The organism is Salmonella sp. SJTUF15581 (genome assembly GCF_043356775.1).
In the GTDB taxonomy this organism is placed as follows: domain Bacteria; phylum Pseudomonadota; class Gammaproteobacteria; order Enterobacterales; family Enterobacteriaceae; genus Salmonella; species Salmonella enterica.
Window position 1 is genome coordinate 24962 of record NZ_JBEUJY010000013.1, and the last position, 12911, is coordinate 37872.

The following is a 12911-nucleotide window of genomic DNA, read 5'->3' on the forward strand; positions in this document are numbered from 1 at the left end:
CGTATCGCGACCGGCCTGTCGCCAGACCGATCGCCATTGACGATTACCTCTCGCGCGGCGGGAAACCGGCCTTTTGCAGGGCGGCGGCAATCTGCTCCGCGGATAGCGACGTTTCAACGTCAACCAGACGCGTCGCCGGGTCAGTTCTCACCGTCGCATTAGCATCGAGAGTCAGAATCGTCTTTTTTACCGTACTGGCGCAGCCGCCGCAGGTCATGTCATCAATATGGAACTGCATAGTGAACTCCTTTTGTGTGGGAACTGTTGCCAGTCTGGGCCTTGCCAGTGTTGGAAGGTCAAGCGTAATCTCAGGACTTACAGACGCTTTGCCAGTCCGTGGCGACGAGGACGGCGCAATACCGCTCCGGTACGCGCCTCCGGCTCGCTATCGTCAGGTTGTCCAAGCGTATGCAGAATGGGGCAATCTGGCAGCGCGTCGCCGGCGCAGCAGTGAATCAGCGCTTTGAGGGTTTGCGCCATGTGCTGCATGTTCTGGATACGTCTGTCCAGTTCATCAATGTGCGTCTGCGCCAGGCGTTTGACGTCAGCGCTTTGCCGCGACTGGTTATTCCAAAGATTCAGTAAGTCGCTGATTTCAGCAACTGAAAAGCCGAGGTCGCGCGCGCGGCGTATAAAATGCAATTGATTAACATCAGCCTGGGTATAGGCCCGATAGCCGGAATCCGTCCGACTTGCCGCGGGAATCAGACCAATCTGTTCATAGTAGCGAATCATTTTGGCCGAAACTTTCGATGCTTTAGCTGCTTTACCGATGTTCATGACGCTCCTCCTCATGTCGTGGATGTGTCGGATGGGGTTGCCATCGGCGCCCGGAAACGGCGCAGCCGCAAAGCGTTGCCCAGCACGAACACGCTCGACATCGCCATCGCCCCTGCGGCGAATACCGGGGACAATAATATGCCCCATACCGGAAATAGCGCGCCTGCCGCGACAGGAATCAGCGCCGTATTGTAAGCAAAGGCCCAGAACAGATTCTGGTGGATATTGCGGATGGTCGCTTTAGACAGCGCGATAGCATTCGGCACGCCTTGCAGGTTGCCGGACATTAGTACGACGTCGGCGGATTCCACCGCCACATCGGTGCCGGTGCCAATCGCCAGCCCCACGTCGGACTCCGCCAGCGCTGGCGCATCGTTGATGCCATCGCCGACAAACGCCACCTGCCCATACGCCGCTTTCAGGCGCCGTATCGCCTCGACTTTCCCTTCTGGCAATACCTCGGCGACCACGTCATCAATCCCTAACTGTCTGGCGATAGCCTGTGCCGTGCGGGCATTATCGCCAGTGATCATGGCGACCTTAATGCCGAGCTGATGTAAAGCGTTAATTGCGGCGGGCGTACTGGGTTTGATCGGATCGGCCACGGCGATAATCGCCGCCAGTTGACCGTCAATAGCCGCATAGAGCGGCGATTTCCCTTCCTGCCCTAACCGTTCGGCGGTGGTGGCGAAGCCGCTAATATCCACGCCAATTTCGCGCATATAGCGATCGGCCCCCACGTCAACACGCGTACCGTCAACGGTAGCGTATACGCCCATCCCGGTCACCGATTCGAAGCCGCTCATGCCTGGTAGCGCGATCCCTTCCTCTTCTGCCGACACGACAATCGCACGGGCAATCGGATGCTCTGAACGCGATTCTACCGCCGCGACTTTCGCCAGCACCTCACGGCGCTCAAAGCCGCTGGCCACGTCGAGATCGGTCAGTACCGGGCGGCCTTCGGTAAGCGTCCCGGTTTTGTCTACGGCCACCACCTTAGCGTCTTTGAGTAGCTGTAACGCCTCCCCCTTACGGAACAGCACGCCCATTTCCGCCCCACGACCGGTTCCCACCATAATGGAGGTCGGCGTCGCCAGGCCCATCGCGCAAGGACAGGCGATAATCAGCACCGCAACGCCATTGATCAGAGCGAAAGTCAGCGCTGGCGACGGCCCAAACGCCAGCCATACCACAAAGGTCAGCGCAGCAATAAGCATTACCATCGGGACAAACCACAGCGTCACTTTATCCACGACGGCCTGAATCGGCAGTTTTGAACCCTGCGCCTGTTCCACCAGACGAATGATTTGCGCCAGCATGGTCTGTCCGCCGACGGCGGTCGCCCGCAGCGTGAGCGCGCCTTTTTGGTTTACGGTACCGCCCACCACCGCGCTTCCTGCGGATTTCTCAACCGGTATCGGTTCGCCGGTAATCATCGACTCGTCAACGAAGCTGCGGCCTTCGGTTACTTCGCCGTCAACCGGTATCCGCTCGCCTGGCCGAACCTCCACACAGTCGCCCAGCACAACCTCGTCGACAGGGATATCCACGATGCGGCCCTCGCGTAACACATGCGCGACCCGCGCCTGTAGCCCCACCAGACGTTTAATCGCTTCGGAAGTCCGCCCCTTCGCCCTTGCCTCCAGAAAGCGCCCCAGCAGAATAAGCGCGACAATCACTGCGGCGGCCTCGTAATAGACGTTTACCGTCCCTTCAGGCAACAGGTCGGGCGTAAAGGTCGCCACCAGCGAGTAGCCGAATGCCGCTGCGGTTCCCACGGCGACCAGCGAGTTCATGTCCGGCGCCAGACGCGCCAGCGCCGGGAACCCTTTAAGGTAAAAACGGCGACCGGGGAGCGTCAGCACCAACAGGGTCAGTGCAAATTGCCAGTACCAGCTTTGTTGCAGGCCAATCGTTTTTATCACCCACTCGTGCATACCAGGAATAAGGTGCGAGCCCATTTCAAGCACAAAAACGGGGAGCGCCAGCACGCTGGCGAGAATCAGATCGCGCTTCAGCCTGACGCGCTCGGCCTCTTTTTTCTCTTCAGAGTCGTCTTCACCCTGCCCCGCCGTCTCTATCGGTCGCGCCTCATACCCCGTTTTTTCAATCGCCGCGATCACCGCCTCCGCCGACGCCGTCCCGCGAACGGTGGCGCGCTCCGTCGCCAGATTCACCGTAGCGTCCGTTACGCCAGGCACAGCCTTAATACCTTTTTCAACGCGAGCGACGCACGACGCGCAGGTCATACCTTCAATAAGCAAGCTTATCGTGTCGTGACGATTTTCTGACTGACTCATGACGAGTTCCCCATCCTGACTATTCGGTATCAGAAAGCCTAAAGCTTGCCATTGTGGGAAGGTCAAGCGTATTCAGGCTGCACGGTTCGGCGAGAATGTGAGATGGCTCATAAAAGAGGATGATGCGAGACATTTACGCCACGATGCCGACCCACGCCCCGAAAAAACCCGTCAGGAACGCTTGACCTTTCCTTCGTTGTAACGCCTAGCCTTTGCCAAAAATTCTGCGGCAGCGTTGCGGAATGGCCGACACGCTGCGGTAAAGAGGGAAACGACATGCGTAGAACATTCAAAATTATGTTGATAGCCGGCGTCATCGCCGCCATCGGGGGCGTGATTTATATGGCCGGCGAAGCACTATGGGATAAAGACAACGCCGTCGGACCACCGGCCAGCGCGCCGCCTCCACCGTCGGTACCGGTTGCTAAAGCCCTTAGCCGCACACTCGCGCCTACGGCGGAATTCACCGGTTTTCTGGCCGCGCCGGAGACCGTGGAGCTGCGTTCGCGCGTGGGAGGAACCCTTGACGCCGTCAGCGTTCCGGAAGGACGTCTGGTAAGCCGCGGACAACTGCTGTTCCAGATCGATCCGCGCCCGTTCGAGGTCGCCCTCGACACCGCCGTCGCGCAATTACGTCAGGCTGAAGTACTGGCCCGCCAGGCGCAGGCGGATTTCGATCGCATTCAACGACTGGTCGCCAGCGGCGCCGTATCACGTAAAAACGCTGACGATGTCACCGCCACGCGTAATGCGCGACAGGCGCAGATGCAATCGGCCAAAGCCGCCGTCGCCGCAGCGCGCCTTGAACTCTCCTGGACCCGTATTACCGCGCCCATTGCCGGACGCGTTGACCGCATACTGGTGACCCGGGGCAATCTGGTCAGCGGCGGCGTAGCGGGTAACGCCACGCTTCTGACGACTATCGTGTCTCACAATCCCATGTATGTGTATTTCGATATTGACGAAGCCACCTGGCTGAAGGCGTTACGGCATACCCGCTCCGACAAAAATCCACCGGTAGTCAACATGGGGTTAACCACCGATAACGGGCTGCCTTATCAGGGCGTACTCGACTTTATGGGCAATCAGATGAACCGCAGCACCGGCACTATCCGGGCGCGCGCCGTGATTCCTGACCCCGACGGAATGCTTTCTCCCGGCCTGTTTGCCCGAATCAGTTTGCCCATCGGCGAGCCGCGGGAAACCGTGCTGATTGACGATCTGGCGGTGAGCGCCGATCAGGGCAAAAACTATGTGCTGATCGTCGGCAAGGAGAATCAGGTGGAGTATCGTCCGGTTGAGCTGGGACAAATGGTCGATGGACTCCGCGTCGTTACACAGGGAGTACTGCCGGGAGAAAAAATCATCCTCAAGGGGCTGGTGCGTCCTGGCATGACCGTTGCGCCGCGTCTGGTGCCGATGCGGCAGAATGTGACCGACAAACAGACCGCGACATTGACTAAAGCGGACGGCGACAGTGCGCCGAAGGCGGTGCGCCAATGAAATTCACCCACTTTTTCATCGCACGACCCATCTTCGCCATCGTCCTGTCGCTGTTAATGCTGCTGGCTGGCGCTATCGCCTTTTTAAAACTGCCGCTGAGTGAATATCCGGCCGTTACGCCGCCCACGGTACAGGTTAGCGCCAGCTACCCCGGCGCTAACCCGCAAGTGATTGCCGATACGGTAGCCGCGCCGCTGGAACAGGTGATCAACGGCGTTGACGGCATGTTGTATATGAATACCCAGATGGCCATTGATGGCCGCATGGTTATCTCTATCGCCTTCGAACAGGGAACCGATCCTGATATGGCGCAAATTCAGGTGCAAAACCGGGTATCCCGCGCGCTGCCTCGCCTGCCCGAAGAAGTCCAGCGAATTGGCGTTGTAACGGAGAAAACGTCCCCCGATATGTTGATGGTGGTCCATCTTGTCTCGCCGCAAAAACGCTATGACTCGCTTTACCTGTCTAACTTCGCCATCCGGCAGGTTCGCGACGAACTGGCCCGTTTACCTGGCGTCGGCGATGTTCTCGTCTGGGGCGCGGGCGAGTACGCCATGCGCGTCTGGCTGGACCCGGCGAAAATCGCCAACCGCGGTCTTACCGCCAGTGATATCGTTACGGCGTTGCGGGAACAAAACGTACAGGTCGCCGCCGGTTCCGTCGGGCAGCAGCCGGAGGCCTCCGCCGCTTTTCAGATGACGGTAAACACGCTGGGCCGCCTGACCAGCGAAGAACAGTTCGGCGAGATTGTGGTAAAAATCGGCGCTGACGGCGAGGTGACGCGTCTGCGTGATGTCGCCCGCGTCACGCTGGGCGCAGATGCCTATACGCTGCGCAGTTTACTGAATGGCGAAGCGGCGCCAGCGTTACAGATTATTCAAAGTCCGGGCGCCAATGCAATTGACGTATCTAACGCGATTCGCGGCAAAATGGATGAGTTGCAGCGAAACTTCCCGCAGGATATCGAATACCGGATTGCCTATGATCCTACGGTCTTCGTGCGCGCATCGCTACAATCGGTGGCGATTACGTTGCTGGAAGCCCTCGTGCTGGTCGTCCTTGTCGTGGTGCTGTTCCTGCAAACCTGGCGGGCGTCCATTATTCCTCTGGTGGCGGTTCCCGTTTCGCTGGTCGGCACCTTTGCCTTGATGCACCTGTTTGGCTTTTCGCTGAATACGCTTTCGCTGTTTGGTTTGGTCCTGTCGATAGGTATCGTTGTCGATGACGCCATCGTTGTGGTCGAAAACGTGGAACGGCATATCTCGCAGGGCAAAAGCCCCGGAGAGGCGGCAAAGAAGGCGATGGATGAAGTCACTGGTCCCATTCTTTCTATTACCTCGGTGCTGACGGCGGTCTTTATCCCTTCCGCATTCCTGGCGGGCCTGCAGGGTGAGTTTTATCGTCAGTTCGCGTTGACCATCGCTATTTCGACCATCCTTTCGGCCATTAACTCGCTGACGCTCTCCCCTGCGCTGGCTGCCATTTTGCTAAGACCGCACCACGATACTGCGAAGGCTGACTGGCTAACGCGGTTGATGGGCACGGTCACTGGCGGTTTTTTCCATCGCTTTAACCGTTTCTTCGACAGCGCGTCGAACCGCTATGTTAGCGCCGTCCGTCGGGCCGTGCGCGGCAGCATCATTGTGATGGTGCTCTATGCTGGCTTTGTGGGGCTGACCTGGCTTGGCTTCCATCAGGTGCCGAACGGGTTTGTGCCTGCGCAGGATAAATACTATCTCGTCGGCATCGCCCAGCTCCCAAGCGGCGCATCGTTGGATCGCACAGAGGCGGTCGTAAAACAGATGTCCGCTATCGCACTGGCGGAACCCGGCGTCGAAAGCGTCGTCGTCTTCCCCGGCCTGTCGGTTAACGGCCCGGTAAATGTGCCAAATTCGGCGCTAATGTTCGCCATGCTAAAACCCTTTGACGAGCGTGAAGATCCTTCGCTTTCCGCTAACGCTATCGCCGGAAAGCTAATGCACAAATTTAGCCACATTCCCGACGGGTTTATTGGCATCTTCCCACCGCCGCCGGTTCCAGGGCTTGGCGCGACGGGCGGCTTTAAATTGCAGATTGAAGATCGTGCGGAACTGGGATTTGAAGCGATGACAAAGGTGCAAAGCGAGATTATGTCTAAGGCGATGCAGACGCCCGAACTGGCCAATATGCTGGCCAGTTTCCAGACGAACGCCCCGCAATTACAGGTGGATATCGACCGGGTAAAGGCGAAATCAATGGGGGTATCGCTCACCGACATCTTTGAAACGTTGCAAATTAACCTCGGCTCGCTTTACGTCAACGATTTCAACCGATTTGGCCGCACCTGGCGGGTGATGGCGCAGGCCGATGCGCCATTCCGTATGCAGCAAGAGGATATCGGCCTGCTTAAAGTCCGCAATGCGAAGGGCGAGATGATCCCGCTTAGCGCTTTCGTCACGATTATGCGCCAGTCGGGGCCGGACAGAATCATCCATTACAACGGCTTCCCCTCGGTAGATATTAGCGGTGGACCGGCTCCGGGCTTCTCCTCCGGACAGGCGACGGACGCGATTGAAAAGATCGTGCGTGAAACGTTACCGGAAGGGATGGTCTTCGAATGGACCGATCTGGTTTATCAGGAAAAACAGGCCGGCAACTCCGCGCTTGCTATCTTTGCGCTGGCGGTGCTGTTGGCCTTCCTGATCCTGGCGGCGCAGTACAACAGTTGGTCGCTGCCCTTCGCCGTCCTGCTTATTGCGCCTATGTCATTACTCTCAGCCATTGTCGGCGTGTGGGTATCTGGCGGAGATAACAATATCTTTACGCAGATTGGTTTCGTGGTGCTGGTCGGCCTGGCGGCCAAGAACGCCATTTTGATTGTCGAGTTTGCCCGCGCCAAAGAACACGACGGCGCAGACCCGCTGACCGCCGTGCTGGAAGCGTCCCGCCTGCGTCTGCGTCCTATCCTGATGACCTCATTCGCCTTTATCGCAGGTGTAGTACCGCTGGTACTCGCGACGGGTGCCGGCGCGGAAATGCGACATGCGATGGGCATCGCCGTGTTTGCCGGCATGTTGGGCGTCACGCTCTTCGGCCTGTTATTGACGCCTGTATTTTACGTGGTGGTTCGCAGGATGGCATTAAAGCGTGAGAACCGCGTTGATTCGCATGATCAGCAAGCATAATGATGGGAATGGCATAATGAAGATCACTTTTACAGGCTATCGGCAGACCGCCACGCTGGCGACGCTTGCTTTCGTCACCACGCTTGCTGGCTGTACGATGGCGCCGAAGCACGAACGCCCCGCATCGCCGACTGCGATGGTCTATCCCTACGCAACGTCAACCGTTTCTGGCGCGCCGGATGCCGCTGACATTGGCTGGCGTGATTTCTTCCACGATCCGCTTCTACAGGAACTGATCGCGATCGCGTTACGCAATAATCGGGATTTACGCAAGGCAGGGCTCAATGTTGAAGCCGCCCGGGCGTTACACCGTATTCAGCGCGCGGAGATGCTGCCGACGCTCGGCATCGCCACCGCCATGGACGCCGGTCGCACTCCCGCCGATCTCAGCGTCACGGACGAGCCTGAGATTAACCGACGCTACGAGATGGCTGGGGCGACGACGGCCTGGGAACTGGATCTCTGGGGGCGAGTGCGAAGCCTTAGCGACCAGGCATTAGCCGCCTATATGGCGCTTGATGAGACGTACATTGCGGCGCGAATGAGCCTGGTTTCCGAAGTCGCCAGCGCCTGGCTGACGCTACTGGCTGACCGGGAGCTGCTGCGCTTAACCGAAGATACGCTGGCCGCGCAAAAAAGTTCATACACATTGACAACCCAGCTTGCCCGGACAGGCAACGCCACACAGCTCGATCTGCGTATGGCGGAGATCGCGCTGCGTTCTGCGGAAATCAATCGCGCGGCGTATACGCGACAGTTGGCGCGGGATCGTAACGCGCTTGAATTGCTGTTGGGCCAGCCGCTCACGCCTGAGCTGTCGCGTCGACTAAACGAGGCGGTCACGCTTACGGAAGGCGCGATCCCGACCACTCTGCCAGGCGGATTACCGTCAGATCTGCTGGTACGCCGCCCGGATATTCGCGCCGCCGAGTACAGGCTGCGTGGCGCAAACGCCCGGATAGGCGCAGCGCGCGCCGCCTTCTTCCCGACCATCAGCCTGACAGGCGCGGCGGGAACGGCCAGCGCGTCTCTTAGCGGACTCTTTGAACCGGGATCGGGAAGCTGGCGTTTTCTACCGCAAATCACCTTGCCTCTCTTTCACGGCGGCGCATTACGCGCTGACCTGGATAGGGCGCATGTCCAAAAACAGATTGAAATCGCCAGGTATGAAAACGTTATTCAGCAAGCCTTTCGCGACGTGGCGGATGGTCTGGCGGGACAGCGTACGCTGAATGACCAGGTGCAATCAGAACAACGCGCGGTTGAAGCCAGTCAAATCGCCTATGAGCTGGCCGGACTCCGTTTTCAGGAAGGCGTCGATGACTACCTTACGCTGCTTGATACCCATCGTATGCTTTATGGCGCGCAACAGCGCCTGGTACGCACACGGCTCATGCAACAGCTAAATATCATTAATCTGTATAAAGCATTAGGCGGCGGTTGGCGGGAATACAGCGAGAAAAAGCAAGGTTAGCCCAAATAGCGCGCGCGTCGCCAGTGCGGCGCGCGCGCTAAACAGGCATATATTGCCTGCAAAATAAGGTTAACGAGGGCAACGATAAACGTTCCCGCTTAACGTGACATTGGTTTGTTTGCTTGAGCCAGAACCGTGCCATGAACTTCCTGTCTGGCCTGCACGCTGGGTTAACAGGACTACCGTATTTCCGCCCATTTTATAAGCTTTGTTTTTCAGATCGTTACGGGCACCCGTTTCCAGGTTACTGTTGGAAGTCCAGCCACCGGTAAAGAAATTCCCCTGGCTGCCCGTGATATCCCCTAAGTAGCTGCATTCCTTACCTGGCTCGCTGGTCATCACCCGTACCTGTTCAGCGCCATAATTCAACGAATTAGCGCTACATGCGGTTAAAGCCAAGCCGACGAAACATACTAAGATCTTTTTCATACTAATACCTGGTCTATTAATCATTAAATAATAACGCGTTCTTGCTTCTGAACGCCGTCAAGGAACTATATTTAAGATGTAACGAATGTCTTTCATTTGCTGAAGAAAAGTCTCTGTCATGATGCTATCATGTATGCTTGAGGCTATTTCTTGTTCAGTTTTTTCAATATGCTCTCTGAGCCTTATTTTTGTTTTTTCGTCAAGCGCCGAGATAAGTATCTTAATGGCAAGCAGCATAGTAGGATTGATGCTTTCACACTCTCTCATCGTTAACTTTTTCATCTTGTTTGCTTCAAGCCTGATCGGCGTTTTTGTCTACACGGCAAATTTTAGATGCGAAGATATGGCGACTTCTTTGGTAAATAAATAGCAAATGGAAAAAGCGTTTGAAGCCATATTTACGACAGATACGCAATCTATGAATGTACAAAGTCTTACGACTCATGCCATAGCTACTGGCGATCTGACTCATCGACTTTTTATATAAAAAGTGCCATAACAACTCCTCCTCCTTTTTTGTCAACGGCGCAAGTTCACCGACCGCTACTTCGTTTGCACAAGCGTATTTAATGAAATGCTCAATAAAAACAGGCTTTGCCAAATCGGGATCGATATCAGGATCTCTATCGCAGCCATGTGGATAAAGTTTTCCAATATCTCTGCGCGTGAGCCAGATTCGACGAGCATGTGGATAATGCTGCATGAGCGCCTTAAAACCTTTCCAGACCCCCTGAATCAAAACTCGTCCATCAATAATAATTATGATATCTTCGCTAGCTGATATCTGACACGAATTATATTCTCCATTGAGTGGGAACATAAAGCACTTCCCATCCTCAAAGAGTGAAGCGATGCCTAAATAAGTATAATAATCATCCGTTAAAACTATACCTATCGTTTTTAACGGAAGTTGTTCCGATAGTGAATTTATCATAATTTCATCAATAGAATAACGCTACGGTGAGTGTTTTATCTTCCTCTTAAGATTACCTGAGCGCTCATAACCATCCCTATTCTGTAGCAGCGCCATATTATTTTTAATTCCTTGCCATAAACGTAACGCTTATACTTTTAATATCAGAAGCGATAACCTACGCTGACACCAAATGTATTGGTATCCACAGCGAAGAAACGACTGGCTTCCCATGATGCATCGATAGATATACTCTTAACTGGATTAAATATTACGCCAGCGCCGTAGGCAAAGGAGTCTTCTTTTGAGTGTTTATTAAATTTCATCGTCGCTATACCCGCATTACCGTACAGGCTCACATAGTCATTAAAACGATATGTTGGTCCAAACATCAAAGAACCATAGTCTACAGAATCGGAACCATTTTTATGCAATTTCCCCTCTTTCCAGGTGTAGTTCTCCATTTCATTGCGCGTCGCGGTGAATGAGCCTAACATCCCCCAGGTCTCATTAAACTCGTAACGATATTTAAAATTAAAGCCTCGCAGATCTTTGCTATCGCTATTTTTCAATGAACTGAGATGAGTTTGTGCATAACCAAACGATACGGTGTGCTGATCGTTAGCCAAAGCTAAAGGTGACGCTAATAATAAACCTAAAAAAACAAGGAACGAAGACCGTCTTTTCATTAAAACCACTCCATTTTTGATATATAATTAAGGCGGTACCGAAACTTATGGCACACAAATAGCATTTAGATTAAGAGCACCTAATGCGCTTATTACCAGTCATGCCAACTGCGGAGGTAATATAACCTGATATATTCGATAATGGATATGAAATCAGTCTTACAGAGTTCTTACTTTTTTATTAATGGCGGATTCATAGTTGCTTCAGACCCGATCCTGGCATCGCATCCGTCAGGCGGACTGCGAGAGGTTATCAGCGAGTATCAGTTACCTCCCTGACGAGTAAAAAATTCATAACTCATTGTTTTGCATGTATTTTAATTGATTATTGAGTTAACCTTTACCCTTGCGGAGGGCAATTTCGCAACTCGCTTTCTGACACATTCAGACAACATTCAGATCTACTGCGCGGTACAAACGTTATAAAGCTGCCGATTAAGAGAATAAAAAAAGGTTTTCTCACCCACTTTAGATATTCGAATCTCATTAGCCGCTTCCGGATGCAGAACCCGTAAATATGATAACAGATCGCCAGCCGTGTCCGTGGCAAAGACTTTTACCTGGGATACTTCGAACGTATAAACACCAGGCGCTGTTCGATGTAAATTTTTCATATATACGTCCCGGTATAATATTTTTACACCGTTATCTTTTGTTTTTATTTCATATTGAAGCGTAATTCTCTTCATCTTAAAATCAAGAACAAGACTGCCATCGGCATGGATATCTTTAGGCTGTATCGTCGTTACCGTTCTTGTCGTGCATAAAAATTCATTAGTATTAATAGAACTATGGCTACTGTTTCGTACCCAAACTACCATCAGTACGACTGAAACAGCCAACATACCAAGCGTCGCCACGCTTAATAACGTTCTTTTATAGAAATGCATTTCGGCTCCGCTATATCAAGTTGGTTAAGACACTGGACAAAAATATTTGTATTAGGAACGCGAATGTAATAAATGATTTTTCCGTTTTGTTTATGTATTTCATTACTCATCTCAGAGTACGCTTCAACGATATCCGTCAGATGGGTTTTATCATGCCCGACACTATAAAAAGTGTATCCATCATACGAACCCTGAAGGGTAAAGTAATCAATATTTTCACCCTTAACTTTATACATCATAAAAAACATTAGAAGCGCGGCCAGGCAAAAGTAGAGCCAATCTTTTTTATTCACAGCGCCCGGTATTGGGGGGATAATAGTGTCATCGCGTCGCACTTCAACCGTCGATAATTCTGTTTCAGCAACAGCAGGCAACGGCGTATTTTGCGCCTCATCACTCAACGGTTCAATGGAAACTGAGAGTAAAACACCCACGCGAGGACGAGTCACAACAGACGCCCCCTTAAGACCAATTTTATCAAATGACCCTCGTAGCTGGTTAATCAATTTATAATAACTGGCATCAGAGACCACGACACCTTTGCGCCCCCAGACATAGTTAATTAAATCATCTTTTTTAAAAAGGCCTTCATGAAAAGCGATAAGCAAACTGCGTTCCGATTCAGATATCGTTATCGACTCTCCGGCGCAGGAAAGCGTCATTCGTTCACAATCAAGAATAACTCTTTTGTCAATCAGATAATTGTTCTGACTCATAAAAATATCCGCCCCAGTGCTATCACGTTTCTTCACGGCATAAACATATTACC

General features: G+C 53.4%; 12 protein-coding genes. 3 read left to right on the forward strand and 9 right to left on the reverse strand.

Features of this window, described 5'->3' with window-relative positions; translation table 11 throughout:
• Positions 1-43 precede the first annotated feature (43 nt).
• From golB to golT, 3 genes are all read right to left on the reverse strand, one after another.
• Positions 44-238, reverse strand: coding sequence for a gold resistance metallochaperone GolB (gene golB / locus ABVN36_RS19130; RefSeq protein WP_001159470.1), 195 nt, complete (start codon positions 236-238; stop codon positions 44-46).
• 77 nt (positions 239-315) lie between these two features.
• Entirely contained in the window at positions 316-780 is a 465-nt protein-coding gene (gene golS, locus ABVN36_RS19135; RefSeq protein WP_001020583.1) for an Au(I) sensor transcriptional regulator GolS, read from the reverse strand.
• 11 nt (positions 781-791) lie between these two features.
• The gene (gene golT / locus ABVN36_RS19140; protein WP_000083304.1) at positions 792-3080 is read right to left on the reverse strand and encodes a gold/copper-translocating P-type ATPase GolT; all 2289 of its coding nucleotides are present in this window, start codon (positions 3078-3080) and stop codon (positions 792-794) included.
• A gap of 276 nt (positions 3081-3356) precedes the next feature.
• Between golT and mdsA the strand changes: the two genes are divergently transcribed.
• From mdsA to mdsC, 3 genes are read left to right on the forward strand one after another with little or no spacing between them, the layout of a single operon-like run.
• A complete protein-coding gene (mdsA, locus tag ABVN36_RS19145) occupies positions 3357-4583 on the forward strand; it encodes a multidrug efflux RND transporter periplasmic adaptor subunit MdsA (RefSeq protein WP_001254848.1) in 1227 nt (408 codons plus the stop codon).
• Positions 4580-7747, forward strand: coding sequence for a multidrug efflux RND transporter permease subunit MdsB (gene mdsB / locus ABVN36_RS19150; RefSeq protein WP_023139046.1), 3168 nt, complete (start codon positions 4580-4582; stop codon positions 7745-7747). The genes mdsA and mdsB overlap by 4 nt, the downstream gene beginning before the upstream one ends.
• 16 nt (positions 7748-7763) lie before the next feature.
• Positions 7764-9221: a multidrug efflux transporter outer membrane subunit MdsC gene (gene mdsC / locus ABVN36_RS19155; RefSeq protein WP_023139047.1), complete on the forward strand. Its 1458-nt coding sequence runs from the start codon at positions 7764-7766 to the stop codon at positions 9219-9221.
• Between the two features lie 69 nt (positions 9222-9290).
• Here the strand turns inward: mdsC and ABVN36_RS19160 are convergent, their stop codons facing one another.
• From ABVN36_RS19160 to ABVN36_RS19185, 6 genes are all read right to left on the reverse strand, one after another.
• Positions 9291-9650, reverse strand: a complete 360-nt coding sequence (locus ABVN36_RS19160) for a DUF4156 domain-containing protein (protein WP_000722978.1) — start codon at positions 9648-9650, stop codon at positions 9291-9293.
• Between the two features lie 57 nt (positions 9651-9707).
• Entirely contained in the window at positions 9708-9932 is a 225-nt protein-coding gene (locus ABVN36_RS19165) for a membrane protein (protein ID WP_000737127.1), read from the reverse strand.
• Between the two features lie 10 nt (positions 9933-9942).
• Complete coding sequence (locus ABVN36_RS19170) at positions 9943-10584, reverse strand: helix-turn-helix transcriptional regulator (RefSeq protein WP_000610827.1); 642 nt, start codon at positions 10582-10584, stop codon at positions 9943-9945.
• A 143-nt stretch (positions 10585-10727) separates the two neighbouring features.
• On the reverse strand, positions 10728-11252 hold the full coding sequence (locus ABVN36_RS19175; RefSeq protein WP_000830237.1) for an Ail/Lom family outer membrane beta-barrel protein: 525 nt from the start codon (positions 11250-11252) through the stop codon (positions 10728-10730).
• Positions 11253-11653: 401 nt separating this feature from the next.
• Entirely contained in the window at positions 11654-12142 is a 489-nt protein-coding gene (locus tag ABVN36_RS19180) for a hypothetical protein (protein ID WP_000545949.1), read from the reverse strand.
• Positions 12115-12858, reverse strand: coding sequence for a transcriptional regulator (locus ABVN36_RS19185; protein ID WP_000081365.1), 744 nt, complete (start codon positions 12856-12858; stop codon positions 12115-12117). Before ABVN36_RS19185 ends, ABVN36_RS19180 begins: the two co-directional genes overlap by 28 nt.
• Positions 12859-12911 lie beyond the last annotated feature (53 nt).